This is a genomic window from Paraburkholderia sp. A1RI-2L, assembly GCF_048957375.1.
Classification (GTDB): Bacteria; Pseudomonadota; Gammaproteobacteria; order Burkholderiales; family Burkholderiaceae; genus Paraburkholderia.
The window spans coordinates 781,430-800,265 of the sequence record NZ_JARBTA010000003.1 but is presented as its reverse complement, the minus strand read 5'-3'; the positions used below and the strand labels follow the sequence as shown (position 1 = coordinate 800,265).

The following is an 18,836-nucleotide window of genomic DNA, read 5'->3' as shown; positions in this document are numbered from 1 at the left end:
TCGGGATGACTGGAGATCAATGTGAGAGTGCTACTGGTTCAAGACGACGATTCGATCGCACTACAGATCGTTTCGGTGATGCCTCTTATGGGGCATGAGGTCGACTGGGCGAGCAGCGCCTACGAGGCCGAACTGAGCTTGCAGGCGCAATGTCACGATCTCGTGCTGCTCGACTTCGGTTGCGCCTGCCTGGACTCGTTCGATCTGTTGCGGCGTTATCGCAAGCGCGGAACTCAAGCGGCTGTCGTTGCCTTGATTCCTCAAGGTTTGTTCGCGAGCCCCATGGTCGTGCTGGACAGCGGCGCTGACGACTACCTCATGAAGCCGTTCGAGCTGGAGGACCTGAGAGCCCGGGTTCGCCTGTCGATGCGGCGCCCGCACCGCCTTCAAGGCAGGGTGGCGCTCGGAAATTTGTCGGTGAACACGCTCGATCATTCCGTATTGCTCGATGGCTTGCCGGTTTCGGTGAGGCCAAGCGAATACCGGATTCTGAGTGCGCTGGTCAACGAGCCTACGCGGGTATTCACGCGCTCGGAACTGGCACTGCACCTCGACGGGCAACCGCGTGCCGCGCTGGACAACAATGCCGTGGATGTGGTTGTCCATGGCTTGAGGCGCAAGCTGGGTGCGGAGAAGATTGTGACTGTGAGAGGCGTCGGCTATCGGTTGTGCCAAAGCTGGCGCTAAGGCAAACCACTATTGGCAATTCGGCAATACCGTTGCCATGCCGGTATCGGCTTAAGCCAGGCAGCCTCCGCGATTCCGCGGGTGATCGCAACGATTCCAGGGGGGCGGCGCACCCGTCCAAACAACATCTCTACTGCAACGGCTGCCCCGCAAAGAATTCTATTCTTCGTCCTAGTGGATAAATACTAGAGATTTTAAAAAAAAATTCTCTTACTGCCCCCGTACGATCTCCAGTGACCGGACGGGCCGAGCCGCATGTTCAACGCATGTCGCGCGGTAGCCCCTGGATGACAACGCACGCAGTTCCCGTTGCAACCCGTTGAAGGCATGCCGCTTTCGACACCCATTAGAACGACCCACTTGAATCCACGAGGAGACCATGAATTTTTCGAACACCAGGCGTCTGCTTATGCGCGGTGCGCTCGTCATGACCGCGCTCGGTTTTGTGGGCGCCACTGCCCACGCCCAGGACCTGCTCGAAACGGTGAAATCGAGCGGTGTGCTGCACGTCGGCCTGGAGGGCACCTATCCTCCGTTCGACTACAGGAACGCTGCCGGCGAGCTTGAAGGCTTCGATGTGGATGTCGCCAAGGCCCTTGCTGCCAGACTGGGCGTCAAGCCGGAATTCGTCCCCACCGAGTGGAGCGGTATCCTTGCCGGCCTGCAGGCCGGCAAATTCGACGTGATCGTCAATCAGGTCACCATCACGCCCCAGCGCAAGCAGGCGCTGGATTTCAGCCAGCCCTACACCTTCTCGGCGGCCCAGCTGATTCAGCGCACCAACGACAAGCGCGAGTTCAAATCGCTCGGCGAGTTCAGCGGCGAGAAGAAAATCGGCGTAACGCTCGGCACCAACTATGACCAGATGGCCCGCGCGGTTTCGGGCATCAACGTCCAAACCTATCCTGGCGCGCCGGAGAAACTGCGCGATCTCGCGTCCGGCCGCATCGACGCGACGCTCGACGACCGCCTGATGCTGCCATACATCATCAAGACTTCGAATCTCCCGCTTCGCCCGGGCGCGGTACTCAAAGGGGGCGAGCAGGAAATGGGCATTCCGTTCCGCAAGGGCAATCCCGCGTTCGAAAAGGCGGTGAACGACGCTCTCAGTTCGCTGAAGCAGGACGGTACGTTGAAAAAGATTTCGATGCACTGGTTCAACACCGACGTAACGCAGCCCGTCTCGCAGTAATTGCTCATCCTTCTTTCTGTTTGCGTCACCCGGGCTGCGGCCCGGGCGATGCGCCCGCGCAGCAGATCATTCTATGGCTCCAATCGACCTCGTTATTCAGGCATTGCCGCTACTCCTGATCGGTGCATTGATTACCCTGAAGTTCGCGCTTGCCTCCGCGTTTCTCGGGCTGTGCGTCGGCCTGATCGTCGCCATCATGGGTATCAGCGGCCGGCCGTTCATCATGGGCGTTGCCCGGGGCTACGTCAGCCTCATGCGCGGCACACCACTGCTTGTGCAGATTTTCGTCATCTACTACGGGTTGCCCGATATTGGCATCTCTCTCGAGCCAACGAGCGCGGGCATTCTCGCTTTGACCGCCAACGCCGGGGCCTATCTCTCCGAGAGCATGCGCGGCGCCATTCTCGGCATCAGCCGCGGACAGTGGAGTGCGGCGCATAGTCTGGGCCTCACCCACTTGCAGACGTTGCGCTACGTAATTTGCCCGCAGGCCTTGCGAATGGCCGTACCGAGTCTAGGCAATACGCTGATCAGCCTGATCAAGGACACGTCGCTAGTTTCCGTGATCACCGTGACGGAGATGCTGCGCGCCGCGCAGGAAGTCATTGCAGCGACGTATCAACCGTTGCCGCTCTATCTGGCCGCCGCCGCAATCTACTGGATTTTGAGCACGGCAATGTCGTGGGCGCAGCGTCACGTTGAAGTGCGGCTTGCGCAGGCACATGTGCGCTGAGACAACGGGTAACTTGGGAATCGTAGAGATAGCGAGATGATTTCACTCAAAAACGTTTCGAAGTGGTACGGGCAGTTTCAGGTTCTTACCGGCTGCACAACGGACGTGAAAAAAGGCGAGGTGGTTGTGGTGTGTGGTCCGTCCGGCTCCGGCAAGTCGACGCTGATCAAGGCCGTGAATGGCCTCGAACCCTTCCAGGAAGGCGAAATCGTCGTTGGCGGTCATTCGGTGGGAGACAAGCAAACTAACCTCTCGAAGCTCCGCGCCAAGGTCGGGATGGTGTTTCAACATTTCGAGTTGTTCCCGCATCTCTCTATCACGCAGAACCTGACGCTCGCTCAGATCAAGGTTCTCGGCCGGGACCGCGATACCGCAACCGTGAAAGGACTGGCGCTGCTTGACCGGGTGGGGCTTCGCGCGCACGCCGACAAATATCCCGCTCAACTGTCTGGCGGCCAGCAGCAACGCGTTGCGATTGCACGGGCGCTCTCGATGGATCTGATCGCAATGCTGTTTGACGAACCCACGTCCGCCCTGGACCCCGAGATGATCAACGAGGTGCTCGACGTGATGATCGAACTCGCCCAGGAAGGCATGACGATGATGTGCGTCACGCACGAAATGGGTTTCGCGAGGAAAGTGGCGCACCGGGTCCTGTTCATGGACAAGGGCATCATTGTCGAGGACGCCCGCAACGAAGTCTTCTTCGACAATCCGCAATCCGATCGCGCAAAGGAGTTCCTGCTGCGCGTGCTGCCCCACTGAGCGTATTCGCGTAGTCGCCCGTTACTGAAAAACAGTCGGTTGCCGAAGTGCATCCGATAGGGACTAGTCATGCATTCTGAAACCTTTTTGCTTCACGGAATCTACGATCCGGACACCTTCGGCGGCGTTGTGAATCTGCCGGTTCACCGGGCATCGACGGTTGTCTTCCGCGATATGGCGGACATGGAGGCGCGAGCCAGGGCGATGTCCAACCCTGAGGGCCGGGAACTGTGGTACGGGCGCAAAGGTACCCCAACCAAGTTCGCTCTACAGGACATGGTGGCGGAGCTCGAAGGCGGACATCGATCGTTGCTGGTTTCATCGGGCCTCGCGGCCTGCACAAGCGCGATCATGGCGCTCGTCAAGTCGGGTGACCACGTTCTCATCTGCAATAGCGTGTACGGTCCGACACGGCACTTTGCCGATACTGTTCTCAAACGCTGCGGCGTTGCGGTGACGTATTACGACCCGATGGCCGGCTCGGATATTGCCGCCCTGTTCGAAGCCAATACTGCGGTTGTTTTCCTCGAGTCGCCGGGATCGCAGACCTTTGAAGTGCAGGACGTGCCGGCGATCTGCAGCGTGGCTCACAAGCGAGGCGCAAAGGTCGTCATCGACAACACGTGGGCAACGCCGTTGTTCTTCAAGCCGTTCGAGCACGGTGTCGACGTGTCGGTGCATGCGGCCACCAAATATATCGGCGGCCACTCAGATGCGACGATGGGTGTAATCACCGCCAACCGCGAGACCTGGCCGATGGTGCGCGAGTATGTTTTCGCCGCGGAGCTTCATGCTGGCGCCGACGACGCCTATCTCGTGCAGCGAGGTCTACGCACTTTGGCCGTGCGTATGGATCGGCATTTCCGTCATGGCGTGGATGTCGCCACCTGGCTCACCTCGCGTCGCGAGGTCGAACGAGTACTCCACCCAGCACTGCCGGGTACCCTGGGCCACGCGTTCTGGACACGTGATTTCAAGGGAGCCTCCGGCCTTTTCAGCGTTGTGCTGAAACCCGGGTTTACCCGCGAAGGATTCCGCTCGTTCGTCGACCACCTGGAACTCTTCGGACTGGGTTTTTCATGGGGCGGATTCGAGAGCCTCGTGATGCCCTTCGATCCCCGTCACGAGCGACCGGGTAGCAACTGGCCATACGACGGATTTGCGTTCCGTCTCCATATCGGCCTTGAAGCAAAAGAGGACTTGATCGCGGACCTTGATAAGGCATTCCGCTTTCTGAGCGTGCCGTGACGCCAATCACACGAAAAAGCAAGGCAATCAGTGAGCCGATAGCGACGGGGCAGCGGCAATAACAGCCGGCGTATCCACCCCCGAAAGCGGCGCAATGCGTTTGCGTCGCTCGCCGGTAGGCGCATTCCCAAACGCATCCCGGTAGCTCTTGCTGAAATGGCAAGCCGACTGAAACCCGCAAGCCATCGTGATCTGCATGATCGACATGTCGGTCTGCAGCAAAAGCTCACGCGCACGCCGCAACCGCAGGGTCAGATAGTAATGCGTCGGTGTCATCCCCAGATGCTCATGGAATAACCGCTGCAACTGCCGTTGCGACATATTCGCGAGCCTTGCGAGTTCTTCGCGCGACAGCGGCTCCTCGATATTGTTTTCCATCAGCGCGATGACCTCGAACAGCGACTTGTTCGCCGACCCAAGCCGCGCCACCAGCGGCATGCGCTGCTGCGCACTGGTATCGCGCACATGCTCGACCACGAACTGTTCGGCTATCTGCGTGACGCGCGCAGTACCCACCCGCTCCGTGATCAGGTTCAGCATCATGTCGAGCGGAGCCACGCCACCCGTGCAGGTCACCCGGTCGCGGTCGATCACGAATAGCTCTTTGAGAAAGCGCGTGGACGGAAACTCCTCCTTGAGCGCCGACATGTTCTCCCAGTGGATCGCGCATGCATAGCCGGACAGCAGCCCTGCCTTGGCGAGTGCATAGGTGCCCGTGCACAGGCTGCCGAGCGCCACGCCCATGCGCGCGAAGCGGCGCAGCGTGGAGAGATGATCGGCGGTGGTGACGCGCTGCACGTCCACGCCGCCGCAAACGAACACGATGTCGGGCTGGCCCACGCATTCGGCGGGGCCGCTGTCGATGGAGAGTCCGTTGCTTGCCGTGACCTGGCCGCCCTGCGGGCTGATGATCGACCACCGGTAGAGCGGCTGGCCGCTCAGGTAGTTCGCCATGCGAAGAACTTCGATGGCGTTCGTGAACGCAATCATCGTGAAATTGGGCAGCGGCATGAACGCAAAGTGCGCCAACGTCGCCGAACGGGCGGGGACCATGAGAGGACGATTCCTTTAATTCTGAAGCCTGGGCGGAAGCCCGCGCCAAGCTAGCTCATTTTCGAATCTGGCGTGCCAGGTGTGCCATGCGGCTAAACCCTAATTCAAACCCGACAAAAATACGCGCGGTCAGATTTAAAGCGTGTTCGGAGGAATTTGGCGTGCGGCGGCCCGGTGCATTCAATTCACCGCGAATAACGTCTGATGATTGTTGGAATCGGAAACCTTCCACCCGTGGTTAGCGAATGTTCCCGGTACTTGTGAAAAACGGACGCCGATGGCGGAAAAGGAAAAGAACGCGTCTGAATTCATACATCGGCCGCAAATACGAACGACAAGAATAGAGCCGTCAACCGCCACCGTCCCGACGGGCACGAAACCCAGGCGGGGCGGGGCCTTCCGGTACGGGCCGGGCCATTCATCTCACATCGTCACGGATGCTCTATGTCGAACACTCAAGCTTTCTTTTCGCAGCCGCTCGCCGAGCGCGACTCCGCGGTGCGTAAAAGCATTTTGAAAGAAATCGAGCGGCAGCAGTCGCAGGTCGAAATGATTGCGTCGGAAAACATCGTGTCGCGCGCGGTGCTGGAAGCGCAGGGCTCGGTGCTCACCAACAAGTACGCGGAAGGTTATCCCGGCAAGCGCTATTACGGCGGTTGCGAATTCATGGACGAGATCGAGTCGCTGGCGATCGAGCGCATCAAGCAGCTCTTTAATGCCGGTTTCGCCAATGTCCAGCCGCACTCGGGCGCGCAGGCCAATGGCGCGGTCATGCTCGCGCTGGCCAAGCCGGGCGAGACGGTGCTCGGCATGTCGCTCGACGCGGGCGGCCACCTCACGCACGGCGCCAAGCCCGCGCTGTCGGGCAAGTGGTTCAACGCGGTGCAGTACGGCGTGAACCGCGAAACGATGCGTATCGACTACGACCAGGTCGAGGAGCTCGCGCATCAGCATAAGCCGGGTCTGATCATCGCGGGCTTTTCCGCCTACCCGCGCCAGCTGGACTTCGCGCGCTTCCGCGCGATCGCCGATAGCGTGGGCGCGAAGCTGATGGTCGACATGGCGCATATTGCGGGCGTGATCGCCGCCGGCCGCCATGCGAACCCGGTCGAGCATGCGCATGTGGTCACGTCGACCACGCACAAGACCCTGCGCGGTCCGCGCGGCGGCTTCGTGCTCACCAACGACGAGGAAATCGCCAAGAAGATCAACTCGGCCGTGTTCCCCGGCCTGCAGGGCGGCCCGCTCATGCACGTGATCGCCGGCAAGGCGGTGGCGTTCGGCGAGGCGCTCGATCCGAGCTTCAAGACCTACATCGACAGCGTGCTCGCGAATGCGCAGGCGCTCGGCGAAGTGCTGAAGGCGGGCGGCGTCGATCTGGTCACGGGCGGCACCGACAACCACCTGCTGCTGGTGGATCTGCGTCCCAAGGGCCTCAAGGGCAACCAGGTGGAGCAGGCGCTCGAGCGCGCCGGCATCACCTGCAACAAGAACGGCATTCCGTTCGACTCGGAAAAGCCCACGGTCACCTCGGGCATTCGCCTGGGCACGCCGGCCGGCACGACGCGCGGCTTCGGCGTGGCGGAGTTCCGCGAGATCGGCCGCCTGATTCTCGAAGTGTTCGATTCGTTGCGCGCGCATCCGGAAGGCGACGCCGCCACCGAGCAGCGCGTGCGCCGCGAGATTTTCGCGCTGTGCGAACGCTTCCCGATCTATTGATTGCAGAGGGGCCCGGCGCGCCGGGCCCGTTCCCCGAACACGGTCGACCCCACCGACGTCAGACAATACTGGAGTAGAGACACATGAGCACGCTGCATCAGGACAGCATCATCATCGACGGCCTGAACATTTCGAAGTTCGCGCGGCCGGTGTTCGAAGACATGCACAAGGGCGGCATCACGGCTGCGAACTGCACCGTGTCGGTGTGGGAGAACTTCACCAAGACGGTCGACAACATCGGCGTGATGAAAAAGCAGATTCGCGACAACAGCGAACTGCTCACGCTGGTGCGCACGACCGAAGACATTTTCCGCGCGAAGAAGGAAGGCAAGACCGGGGTCATCCTCGGCTTCCAGAATGCGCACGCGTTCGAAGACAACCTCGGCTACATCGAAGCGTTCGCCGACATGGGCGTGCGCGTCGTGCAGCTTTGCTACAACACGCAGAACCTCGTGGGCACCGGCTGCTACGAGCGTGACGGCGGCCTCTCCGATTTTGGCCGCGAAGTCATCACCGAGATGAACCGCGTCGGCATCATGGTCGACCTCTCGCATGTCGGCGGCAACACGTCGTCGGAAGCGATCGCATTTTCGAAGAAGCCGGTGTGCTACTCGCACATCCTGCCGCTGGGCCTGAAGGACCATCCGCGCAACAAGAGCGATGCGCAGATCAAGGAGATCGCCGATGCGGGCGGTTTCGTCGGCGTGACGATGTTCGCGCCGTTCCTGAAGCGCGGCATCGAATCGACGATCGAAGACTATATCGAAGCGATCGATTATGTCGTGAACATCGCGGGCGAAGATACGGTCGGCATCGGCACGGACTTCACGCAGGATTACGCGAAAGAGTTCTTCGACATGCTCACGCACGACAAGGGTCGTTATCGCCAGCTCACCAACTTCGGCAAGATCGTCAATCCGGAAGGCATCCGCACGATCGGCGAATTCCCGAACCTGACCGCCGCGATGGAACGCGCCGGCTGGAAGGAATCGCGCATCCGCAAGATCATGGGCGAGAACTGGGTGCGCGTGTACAAGGACGTGTGGGGCGCGTAAGCCGCACGACGGTCTAGCCAGCACACCAAACACGAAACAACGGGACGTGCCCGGCGCATGACGCGCGGGGCACGCGGGCGATGCCGCGCCTGCGCAACGACGCAATCGGCTTTTTTCCTCACGGAGTCACTACGATGCAACCGCAACTGCCGATCAACGTCGATCCCGATACGGGCGTCTGGACCACCGACGCGCTGCCGATGCTGTACGTTCCGCGTCATTTCTTCACGAACAATCACGTCGCCGTCGAGGAAGCGCTCGGCGTCGAGGCCTATGCGGAAATTCTCTACAAGGCCGGCTACAAGTCCGCTTATCACTGGTGCGACAAGGAAGCGAAGCTGCACGGCCTGACCGGCATGGCGGTATTCGAGCATTACCTGAAGCGCCTCTCGCAGCGCGGCTGGGGTCTGTTCTCGATCATCGAGGCCGATCCGTCGAGCGCGCGCGCCAGGATCGAGCTGCGCCATTCGTCGTTCGTGCTCCAGCAGCCGGGCAAGGAAGGCAAGCTTTGCTACATGTTCGCGGGCTGGTTCGCCGGCGCGATGGACTGGGTCAACGACACGACGCCGGAAGGCAAGGGCGCACCGCGCTCGCAATCGAAGGAAGTGCAGTGCGCGGCCGAAAACCACGATCACTGCGTCTTTGAAGTGTCGCCGATCGCCCACTAAAAAGAACTACACCAAGTAACACGAGACATACGAACGCCAGAGGTCGCCTGCGATGCGCTATCCCAACCTGTTCAAACCCCTCCAGCTTAATCAGCTGACGCTGCGTAACCGCATTGTCAGCACGGCACACGCCGAGGTCTATGCCGAGCCGGGCGGCCTGCCGGGCGAGCGCTACATCCGCTATTACGAGGAGAAGGCCAAGGGCGGCGTCGGCCTCGCTATCTGCGGCGGGTCGAGCCCGGTCTCGATGGATAGCCCGCAGGGCTGGTGGAAGTCGGTCAATCTCACGACCGACAAGGTCATCGATCCGCTGTCGCGCCTTGCCGAAGCAATGCATCGCCATGGCGCGAAGATCATGATCCAGGCGACGCACATGGGCCGCCGCAATGCCTACCACGGCGAGCACTGGCCGCACCTGGTGACGCCGTCGGGCGTGCGCGAGCCGGTGCACCGCGGCAACGCCAAGATCATCGAAGTCGAGGACATCAAGCGCATCATCAAGGACTTCGCGGCCGCCGCGGTCCGCGTGAAGAGCGCGGGCATGGACGGCATCGAAATTTCGGCCGCGCACCAGCAACTGGTCGACCAGTTCTGGAGCCCGCGCACGAACTTCCGCACCGACGAATGGGGCGGCAGCTTCGAGAACCGCCTGCGCTTCGGCGTCGAAGTGCTGAAGGCGGTGCGCGAAGCCGTGGGCCGCGACTTCTGCGTCGGCCTGCGCATGTGCGGCGATGAGTTCCACGAGAACGGCATCGACCACGAGCACGCGAAGGAAATCGCCCAGGCGATGGAAGCGACCGGCCTGATCGACTACATCAGCGTGGTGGGTTCGGGCGCGGACACGCACAACACCCTCGTGAACTGCATGCCGCCGATGGCGTTGCCGCCGGAGCCGTTCGTGCATCTGGCCGGCGGCATCAAGTCGGTGGTGAAACTGCCGGTGATGCACGCGCAGAGCATCCGCGACGCGGGCCAGGCCGAGCGCCTGCTCGCGAACGGCATGATCGACCTGGTCGGCATGACGCGTGCACAGATCGCCGATCCGCACATGGTGATCAAGATCCGCGACGGTCGCGAGGACGAAATCAAGCAGTGCGTCGGCGCGAACTACTGCATCGACCGCCAGTACAACGGCCTCGACGTGCTGTGCGTGCAGAACGCCGCGACCTCGCGCGAAGAGACGATGCCGCACGTGATCGAAAAGTCGCGTGGCCCGAAACGCAAGGTAGTGGTGGTGGGCGCGGGCCCCGCAGGCCTGGAAGCAGCGCGCGTTGCGCGCTCGCGCGGCCATGACGTCGTGCTGTTCGAGAAGAACACCGAAGTCGGCGGCCAGATCATGATCGCGGCAAAGGCGCCGCAGCGCGAGCAGATGTCCGGCATCGTGCGCTGGTTCGACATGGAAACCAAGCGCCTCGGCGTGGATCGCCGGCTGGGCGTCGCGGCCGACGAAAAGATGATCATGGCCGAGAAGCCGGACATCGTTGTGCTCGCAACTGGCGGTCACAGCTACACCGAAGAGGTGCCGGGCTGGGGCGTGGCGGAAGGCCTCGCGGTCAGCTCGTGGGACATCCTCACGGGCAAGGTCGAGCCCAGACAGAACGTGCTGATCTATGACGGCATCAGTACGCACGCGGGCTCGGGCGTGGCCGATTTCGTCGCGAGCCGCGGCTCGAAGGTCGAGATCGTGACGCCGGACGTCAAGGTGGCCGACGACGTGGGCGGCACGACGTTCCCGATCTTCTATCGCCGGTTGTACGCGCAGGGCGCGGTGCTGACGCCGAATTACTGGCTCGACCGCGTCTACGAAGAGGACGGCAAGAAGATTGCGGTGCTGCGCAACGAGTACACGGAAGAGCTCGAGGAGCGCGCAGTCGATCAGGTGGTGATCGAGAACGGCACGCGGCCGAACGACGAACTCTACTGGAAGCTCAAGAACGAATCGGTGAACCGCGGCCAGGTCGATGTGAACAAGCTGTTCGCGTCGGAAGCGCAGCCGTGCCTTACCGAAGAACTCGGCAACGGCCGCTTCCTGCTGTTCCGCGTTGGCGACTGCATCTCGATGCACAACATCCACGGCGCAATTTATGACGCGCTGCGGCTCGTGAAGGACTTCTGACCCATGAACCCGACCTGGCTCATTACCGCGCTGCTGTGGCTGTCGATGGCGGGGCTCGCGTTCGCCGTCGCGAAGCGGGCCGCTTACTGGCGCGTCGGGCGTGCAGCGGCGCCCGGTTCGTTCGGCGCCTTCGGTTTCACCAAGCTGTTCAGCATTCCGAAGCGCTATTTCGTTGATCTGCACCACGTGGTCGCGCGCGACCCGTACATTGCGAAGACGCACGTGGCGACCGCCGGCGGCGCGATTGGGGCGCTCGCGCTCGTGTTCATCAACTACGGTCTGGCGATCTACTCGCCGTGGCTCGACAAGCTGATCTTCCTCGCGGCGCTCGCGATGCTGGTTGGCGTGGTGTTCGTGTGGCGTCGCCGTCACGCGAAGAACGTGCCCGCGCGTCTGTCGAAGGGCCCGTGGAATACGCTGCCCTGGGTGCTTGGTTCGTTCGCGCTCGGCCTCGTGCTGTTCATGGTCGTGCCGACCGGCGCGATGTCGGGTGGTTTCGCGGTGCTGTGCGCGCTGCTGATCGGCGTGGGCGCATTCGCGATGACCTTCGGTGCAGCCAGGGGCGGCCCGATGAAGCATGCCATCGCAGGCCTGCTGCATCTCGCGTTTCACCCGCGCCAGGAGCGCTTTGCCGCCACGCGTGAAGGCTGGACCGGCAACGGTACCGACACGCCGCCCACGGCGCTCAAGCTGCCCGATATCGAGCAGCAGGAATATGGCGTCGCCAAGCCGGTGGAATTCCGCTGGAACCAGCTGCTGAGCTTCGACGCCTGCGTGCAGTGCGGCAAGTGCGAAGCTGCGTGCCCCGCGTTCGCCTCGGGTCAGCCGCTCAATCCGAAGAAGCTGATTCAGGATCTCGTGGTGGGCATGGCAGGCGGCACTGACGCGGCCTATGCGGGCAGCCCCACGCCTGGCATTGCGGTGGGCCAGCATGGCGGCGCGCCCAACGGTCCGATCGTCTCGGGCCTGATCGAAGCGCAAACGCTGTGGTCGTGCACCACCTGCCGCGCCTGCGTGCAGGAGTGCCCGATGCTGATCGAGCACGTGGATGCCATCGTCGACATGCGCCGCAACCAGACGCTCGTGCACGGCACGGTGCCGGGCAAGGGCCCCGAGGTGCTCGCGAACCTGCGCGAGACCGGCACGATGGGCGGCTACGACAAGGCTGCGCGCTACGACTGGTCGGTCGATCTGAACGCGCCCATCGCACAGCCGGGCAAGCCTGTGGATGTGCTGCTGGTGGCGGGTGAAGGCGCGTTCGACATGCGCTATCAACGCACGCTGCGTGCGCTCGTGAAGGTGCTCAACAAGGCGGGCGTGAGCTACGCGGTGCTGGGCGGCCAGGAAACGGACACGGGCGACGTGGCGCGCCGTCTCGGCGACGAGGCAACCTTCCAGCGCATGGCGAAGCAAATGATGGGCACGCTCGCGACGCTGAACTTCAAGCGCATCGTGAGCGCGGATCCGCACGTGATGCATAGCCTGCGCAACGAATACCGCGCGCTCGGCACGCGTTACGAGGTGCTGCATCACACGACCTTCCTCGCCGAACTTGCCGCGAGCGGCAAGATTGCGCCGAAGGCCGTCGAGGCGCTGCGCGAGAAGCGCACCACGTATCACGATCCCTGCTATCTGGGCCGCTATAACGGCGAGACCGAAGCGCCGCGCAAGCTGCTCAAGACCATCGGCATCCAGGTGGTGGAGATGGAGCGCAACGGCATGCGCGGACGCTGCTGCGGCGGTGGCGGCGGTGCGCCGCTGACCGATATCCCCGGCAAGCAGCGCATCCCCGATATCCGCATCGCCGACGCGAAGGCCGTGGGCGCGGAGGTAGTCGCGGTGGCGTGCCCGAACTGCACGGCGATGCTCGAAGGCGTCGTGGGTCCGCGCCCCGAGGTGCTCGACGTGGCCGAACTCGTTGCTGCTTCGCTGGAGTGAACCGATGAACGCGATCAAACGAATCGATCCGCGCCGCCCCTTCATCATTACGGCGGCAGGACTCAGGCGCATCACGCTCGGCGAGAGCGGCAGCGCGGATGCCAGCGCGGAGCACTGGAGCGGCCACGCGCATGGCGCAGCGGCAGCCAAGCCTCGCCGTCAAGTTAGCGATCCGAATCAAGTCATGCTGGTGGTGGCTCACGCCGAGCGTGGCGCGCTCGACGACCATACGTGCCAGACCATCGCGGCGGCGGCGTTGCTGGCCGATGCGAAAACCGAAGTGGCGCTGCTCGTGTTCGGCGAATTGAAGGATGATGCGGCGGCGCTCGGCGTGGACAAGCTGATCGAATTGCCGGGCTTCGAGCGCCGCGTGTTCGCACCCGAAAGCGAATTGCGCGCGTTGCAGGCCTGCGCCGCGGCGCTCGCGCCCAAGCACGTATTCGTGCCCGACAACGCGACCGGCGACGGCGATCTGGGCCGCCGCTATGCGGCCTGCGCCAGCGCGAGCGTGGCGGCGCACGTGGTCGAGATCGACGCGAAACATGTGGGCGCCTACGAACAGGCGAAGCGCGCGTTCGCAACGCGCGCACTGCCCGATGTGATTCTGCTCGAGCCCAACGCGGTGGATGCGAAGCTGCCCTTCGTGGGGGCGGGCGAGCGTCTCGCAGGCGACTTCATCCGTCCCGCTGGCGATATCGAGCAGCCTTATCTCGATCTGGGTCTGGAGGAAATCGACGCGGCCCAGGTGGCGCTCGAAGAGGCCGACTTCATCGTCTCGGCGGGCAATGGCGTGACCGACATTGCGTCGTTCGAGCGACTCGCGGGCGTGTTCGGCGCGGCCATCGGCGCGAGCCGCGTGGCCGTGGACAACGGCCATTTCACGCGCGACAAGCAGGTGGGCGCGACCGGCAAGACGGTCGAGGCGAGCGTGTATATCGCGTTCGGCATTTCCGGGGCCGTGCAGCATTTGCAGGGCATCAAGGATTGCCGTCACGTGATTGCCGTGAACATGGACGGCAGCGCGCCGATAGCGAAGCGCGCGAACCTGACCGTGGTGGGCGACGCGCAGCAGACCATCGCGGCATTGATCCAGCAGGTGCAGAGCGCGCGTGCAACGCGCGGGCAAGCGCCGGCTGCCGGTGAACCACGTCAACCGAAAGCTCAAACCGCGGGAGTAGCGGCATGAACGCTCAACAACAGATTGCACGCATCGCGGTGCTGGTCTCGGCGGGCCGCCATCCCGTGAGCGGCGCGCCGCGCTACAGCCGCAACGACGCGCAGGCGCTGGAAATCGGCCGCAAGCTCGCCGATCAGCACCGTGCGCAACTCGACGTGATTCACGCGGGTGACGCCAATGAGCCTGCGCTGGCCGAGTATCTCGCGCTGGGCGCGCGCGAAGTCGAGGTGCTGGCATGCGCGCCCGGCGACGACGCGGCGCGCGCGCTCGCCGAACGCGTGCGCGGCTACGACCTCGTGCTGACCGGCACGCGCGCCGAGGGCGCGCACGACAGTGGCATGCTGCCGTACAGCGTGGCGGCGGCGCTGCGCTGCCCGCTCGTGGGCAGCGCTGTGGACGTCGACGTAAAAGGGGGCCGGGCGACGGTGCGCCAGTTCTTGCCCAAGGGCCTGCGCCGCCGCGTGGAAACGGCGCTGCCGGCGGTGATCGCCGTGCATCCGCTGGCGAGCGGCCAGCCTCAGTACGCCTATGCGCGGCTGCGTTCGGGCACGATCCGTCCCCAGCGCGCGGCGCGTTTTGCGAGCGATGAAGCGGCCGCCTGGAAGGTCGGTCCCATCGAGCGCAAGCCGGTCAAGTTCGCCGCCCCCGAGAAGCGCTCAGGGCATTCCCGGATGCTCGCGGCGGTCACGACCGAGAGCCGTGGCGGGAGCGTCGTAATTGAGGGGAGTTCGGTCGAAAAAGCACAAGTGATACTCGCGTATTTGCGCGAGCATCAACTCATCGATTACTGATATTTGCTGAGCTGTCGGCAAGAAACAGGCAAGAACCAGGGATGAAAAATCCGGAGCAAACGATGAACGTATCGGCAGACATTCGCGCACTGGTGGAACGCCGCCAGGCAGGCTACAGCCTTGAAGCACCCTTCTATCGCAGCGAGGACATTTTCGCGCTCGACATGGAGGCGATTTTCCGTCAACACTGGATTCAGGTAGCCACGGAGCCGGAGCTTCCGGAACCGGGCGACTACGTCACGGTCGAGCTGGCCGGCGAGTCGATCCTGATCGTACGCGACGACGACATGCAAGTGCGCGCGTTCCACAACGTGTGCCGCCATCGCGGCGCGCGCCTGTGCAACGAGCATAAGGGGACGGTGGGCAACATCGTCTGCCCGTATCACAGCTGGACCTACAACCTGACCGGCGAGCTGATGTTCGCCGAGCACATGGGCGAGCAGTTCGACCGTTGCAAGCACAGCCTCAAGACGGTCCACGTGGAAAACCTGGCAGGCCTGATCTTCATCTGCCTGGCCGAGAATCCGCCCGACTTCTCGATGATCCGCGCCGCCATGGAGCCGTATCTGCTGCCGCACGATCTGCCCAACTGCAAGGTTGCCGCGCAAGTCGACATCGTCGAAAAGGGTAACTGGAAGCTCGTGATGGAGAACAATCGCGAGTGCTATCACTGCGTCGCGAACCATCCTGAACTCACGATTTCGCTCTACGAATACGGCTTCGGCTATCAGCGCTCGGAAGCCAACGCTGAAGGCATGGACGCCTTCGCGCGCACCTGCGAGGAGCGCGCGAAGCAGTGGGAGGAGATGAACCTGCCTTCCGTCGAGATCGAAAAGCTCTCGGACGTCACGGGCTTTCGCACGCAGCGCCTGCCGCTCGACCGCAGCGGCGAATCGCAGACGCTCGACGCCAAGGTGGCTTCGAAGAAGCTGCTGGGTGAGTTCCGCACGGCCGACCTCGGCGGCCTCTCGTTCTGGACCCAGCCGAACTCGTGGCATCACTTCATGAGCGACCACATCGTGTCGTTCTCGGTGATTCCGCTGTCGGCCGGCGAAACGCTCGTGCGCACGCGCTGGCTCGTGCATCAGGATGCCGTGGAAGGCGTCGATTACGACGTGGCGAATCTCACGGCAGTGTGGAACGCGACCAATGACCAGGACCGCACGCTGGTGGAGTATTCGCAGCGCGGCGCGGGAAGCAGCGCCTATGAGCCGGGCCCGTACTCGCCGTACACCGAGGGCCTTGTCGAAAAATTCACGGCCTGGTATGTGGGCCGTCTTGCCGAAAAAATCGGCGCTTAAGCCGGTGCGCGAGTAGAGCGGAGTTTGACATGATGCGAGATGCGGCCCAATTCGATCCCACCGACAGCCGGGTGACGCGCCCTGCCTTCTGGGGCGCTCTGCCGGAGCGCTGGACGAGCGATGCGGAGGAAACGCTGGTGTGCTGCCATGTGCGGCAGGAAACACACGACGTAAAGAGCTTTTTCTTTCGATCGCCGCAAGGGCGCACGTTTTCGTTCGAGCCGGGACAGTTCGTGACGCTCGAACTGGACATCGACGGCGAAGCGGTGAATCGCTGTTACACGATTTCGTCGTCGCCGGCGCGGCCGCACACGATCTCCATCACCGTCAAGCGCGTGCCGGGCGGCAAGGTGTCGAACTGGCTGCACGACAACCTGCTGCCGGGCGCGTCGATTCGCGTGCTCGGGCCGGGCGGCGAATTCACCTGCGCGCGCCATCCGGCCAACAAGTATCTGTTTCTTTCGGCCGGCTCGGGCATCACGCCGCTGATGTCGATGAGCCGCGCGCACCACGATCTCGCCGAGGATCGCGACATCGTGTTCGTGCATAGCGCCCGTACGCCCGACGACATCATCTTCGCGCGCGAGCTCGAACTGATTGCCGCGAGCCATGCGAACTTCCGCACCTCGTTCGTTTGCGAGCGGCTGGGCGCGCGCACTTCATGGCCCGGCGTGACGGGTTTTCTCACGCTGCCGCTGCTGAAGCTGATTGCGCCGGACTTCATGGAGCGCGAAATCTTCACGTGCGGTCCTGCGCCGTATATGAAGGCCGTGCGCGATCTGCTCGACGAAGCAGGGTTCCCGCACAAGCAGTATCACGAAGAGAGCTTCTCGTTCGAGACACTGAATGCGGACGAGCCCGAGGCCCTTGCGCAAGCGCCCGCACAAGCGGGTACGGAAGCGGCCACCTTCAAGGTCACGTTCGCGAAGAGCAACCGCGAGATCCAGTGCGGCACGGACCAGCACGTGCTGGAAGCCGCGCGTCAGGCCGGCGTGCGCCTGCCGTCATCGTGCGCGCAAGGCATGTGCGGCACCTGCAAGGTCAAGCTCGTCTCGGGCCAGGTGCAGATGAATCATAAGGGCGGCATTCGCCAGCGCGAAATCGATCAGGGCATGGCGCTGATGTGCTGCTCGAAGCCGCTGTCCGATCTCGTCATCGATAAATAACGCAAGGCAAAGAATCGCGCGCATGCTGCCCGCGCATGTCGCGCCAAAATAAGATCGTGTCGTAAAACGACGATAACAACACATTGTGGCGGGGGAATCTGGAGGCGTACAGGGCAAGTCTGCCCATACTTGAGGAGAAGACCGTGAAGCTGCTGCAAAAACTGTTGTGGACCGGCATGGTGTCGGCGATGGTGGTGTTGAGCGGTTCGGCCTTGGCCGACGAAAAGCCGACCTTGAAGATCGGCTATGTGGAAGGTTGGGACGACAGCGTGGCCACGTCGAACGTGGCGGCACGCATCATCGAAAAGCGCTTCGGCTACCAGGTGCAGCTCGTGCCGGTGGCGGCGGGCATCATGTGGCAGGGCGTGGCGCGCGGCGATCTCGATGCGACGCTTTCCGCGTGGCTGCCGGTCACGCAGGGTGCTTACTGGGCGCAGTTCAAGGACAAGGTGGTCGATCTCGGGACGAACTTCACGGGTGCGAAGATCGGTCTTGTGGTGCCTGATTACGTGAGTGCGAAGAGCATCGTTGATCTCAATGCGCAGAAGAGCGCGTTCGGCGGGCGCATTGTCGGGATCGACGCGGGCGCGGGCGTGATGAGAAAGACCGACACCGCCGTGAAGGAGTATGGGCTCGATTACACGCTCATGCCGAGTTCCGGCAGTGCCATGACGGCCGAGCTTGCGCGCGACGTCAATGCGAAGAAGCCGGTGATCGTGACCGGCTGGACGCCGCACTGGATGTTCGCCAAGTACAAGCTGCGCTTCCTCGAGGATCCCAAGAATGTCTTCGGCGCGGCCGAGCACGTGGATAGCGTAGCCAACCCGGAACTCGAGAAGAAGGCGCCGCCCGTGGTGTCGTTTCTCAAGAAGTTTCAGTGGAAGCCGGGTGAGATCGATAGCGTGATGCTCGCCATTCAGAACGGAGCCAAGCCGGAGGCTGCCGCTGATACCTGGATTGCCGCGCACGGCGAGCGCGTCAATGACTGGGTGCAATCTGCCCAGTAAGCGCTTCGCTTATTGCGGGTTTATCGTCGCGTTTCCTTGTATTCGCGGCGCTCTGCCAGCGGTGCTTATGTGCGGGGCGGCACCTGCTTTTCTTTGCAGCGGCAAAGAAAAGCAGGCAATAGAATGCCCCTCCAACCGCTCATGCCAGCCACCATTCACCCCGCGCCACACCAGGTAGTGGCTCCGGGCGCCTGTTATCACCCGGCTTCAGCCGGAGTGA

General features: G+C 62.8%; 16 protein-coding genes. 15 read left to right on the top strand and 1 reads right to left on the bottom strand.

The window, feature by feature from the left end:
- Nucleotides 1-21 precede the first annotated feature (21 nt).
- The 5 genes from PWP93_RS26845 to metC all read left to right on the top strand — a co-directional run bounded on the left by PWP93_RS26845 (nucleotide 22) and on the right by metC (nucleotide 4,625).
- Nucleotides 22-687, top strand: a complete 666-nt coding sequence (locus PWP93_RS26845; protein ID WP_421046724.1) for a winged helix-turn-helix domain-containing protein — start codon at nucleotides 22-24, stop codon at nucleotides 685-687.
- A 379-nt stretch (nucleotides 688-1,066) separates the two neighbouring features.
- Complete coding sequence (locus PWP93_RS26840) at nucleotides 1,067-1,879, top strand: transporter substrate-binding domain-containing protein (RefSeq protein WP_421027163.1); 813 nt, start codon at nucleotides 1,067-1,069, stop codon at nucleotides 1,877-1,879.
- A gap of 73 nt (nucleotides 1,880-1,952) precedes the next feature.
- On the top strand, nucleotides 1,953-2,612 hold the full coding sequence (locus tag PWP93_RS26835) for an amino acid ABC transporter permease (RefSeq protein WP_421046723.1): 660 nt from the start codon (nucleotides 1,953-1,955) through the stop codon (nucleotides 2,610-2,612).
- A gap of 36 nt (nucleotides 2,613-2,648) precedes the next feature.
- Nucleotides 2,649-3,377, top strand: a complete 729-nt coding sequence (locus tag PWP93_RS26830; protein WP_421046722.1) for an amino acid ABC transporter ATP-binding protein — start codon at nucleotides 2,649-2,651, stop codon at nucleotides 3,375-3,377.
- Nucleotides 3,378-3,446: 69 nt separating this feature from the next.
- Complete coding sequence (gene metC, locus PWP93_RS26825) at nucleotides 3,447-4,625, top strand: cystathionine beta-lyase (protein WP_421046721.1); 1,179 nt, start codon at nucleotides 3,447-3,449, stop codon at nucleotides 4,623-4,625.
- 27 nt (nucleotides 4,626-4,652) lie between these two features.
- On the opposite strand, the gene PWP93_RS26820 is transcribed toward metC, so the two are convergent.
- Nucleotides 4,653-5,678 (bottom strand): GlxA family transcriptional regulator, encoded by a 1,026-nt coding sequence (locus tag PWP93_RS26820; protein WP_421046720.1) that lies wholly within the window; start codon nucleotides 5,676-5,678, stop codon nucleotides 4,653-4,655.
- 444 nt (nucleotides 5,679-6,122) lie between these two features.
- Between PWP93_RS26820 and PWP93_RS26815 the strand changes: the two genes are divergently transcribed.
- The 10 genes from PWP93_RS26815 (at nucleotide 6,123) to PWP93_RS26770 (ending at nucleotide 18,616) form a co-directional block, all read left to right on the top strand.
- A complete protein-coding gene (locus tag PWP93_RS26815; RefSeq protein WP_421027159.1) occupies nucleotides 6,123-7,397 on the top strand; it encodes a serine hydroxymethyltransferase in 1,275 nt (424 codons plus the stop codon).
- Between the two features lie 83 nt (nucleotides 7,398-7,480).
- Nucleotides 7,481-8,452, top strand: coding sequence for a dipeptidase (locus PWP93_RS26810; RefSeq protein WP_035534843.1), 972 nt, complete (start codon nucleotides 7,481-7,483; stop codon nucleotides 8,450-8,452).
- A gap of 134 nt (nucleotides 8,453-8,586) precedes the next feature.
- Entirely contained in the window at nucleotides 8,587-9,120 is a 534-nt protein-coding gene (locus PWP93_RS26805; protein WP_421027158.1) for a DUF5943 domain-containing protein, read from the top strand.
- A 52-nt stretch (nucleotides 9,121-9,172) separates the two neighbouring features.
- The gene (locus tag PWP93_RS26800; protein WP_421046719.1) at nucleotides 9,173-11,236 is read left to right on the top strand and encodes an FAD-dependent oxidoreductase; all 2,064 of its coding nucleotides are present in this window, start codon (nucleotides 9,173-9,175) and stop codon (nucleotides 11,234-11,236) included.
- Nucleotides 11,237-11,239: 3 nt separating this feature from the next.
- Nucleotides 11,240-13,174 carry a (Fe-S)-binding protein gene (locus tag PWP93_RS26795; protein WP_421046718.1) on the top strand — a complete coding sequence of 645 codons (1,935 nt, stop codon included), beginning with the start codon at nucleotides 11,240-11,242 and terminating at the stop codon, nucleotides 13,172-13,174.
- A 4-nt stretch (nucleotides 13,175-13,178) separates the two neighbouring features.
- Nucleotides 13,179-14,360: an electron transfer flavoprotein subunit alpha/FixB family protein gene (locus PWP93_RS26790; protein WP_421046717.1), complete on the top strand. Its 1,182-nt coding sequence runs from the start codon at nucleotides 13,179-13,181 to the stop codon at nucleotides 14,358-14,360.
- Nucleotides 14,357-15,142 (top strand): electron transfer flavoprotein subunit beta/FixA family protein, encoded by a 786-nt coding sequence (locus PWP93_RS26785; protein ID WP_421046716.1) that lies wholly within the window; start codon nucleotides 14,357-14,359, stop codon nucleotides 15,140-15,142. The genes PWP93_RS26790 and PWP93_RS26785 overlap by 4 nt, the downstream gene beginning before the upstream one ends.
- A gap of 62 nt (nucleotides 15,143-15,204) precedes the next feature.
- Nucleotides 15,205-16,443 (top strand): aromatic ring-hydroxylating oxygenase subunit alpha, encoded by a 1,239-nt coding sequence (locus PWP93_RS26780; protein ID WP_421027153.1) that lies wholly within the window; start codon nucleotides 15,205-15,207, stop codon nucleotides 16,441-16,443.
- 29 nt (nucleotides 16,444-16,472) lie between these two features.
- Nucleotides 16,473-17,609: a 2Fe-2S iron-sulfur cluster-binding protein gene (locus tag PWP93_RS26775; protein ID WP_421046715.1), complete on the top strand. Its 1,137-nt coding sequence runs from the start codon at nucleotides 16,473-16,475 to the stop codon at nucleotides 17,607-17,609.
- Nucleotides 17,610-17,752: 143 nt separating this feature from the next.
- Nucleotides 17,753-18,616, top strand: a complete 864-nt coding sequence (locus tag PWP93_RS26770) for a glycine betaine ABC transporter substrate-binding protein (protein ID WP_421027151.1) — start codon at nucleotides 17,753-17,755, stop codon at nucleotides 18,614-18,616.
- Nucleotides 18,617-18,836 lie beyond the last annotated feature (220 nt).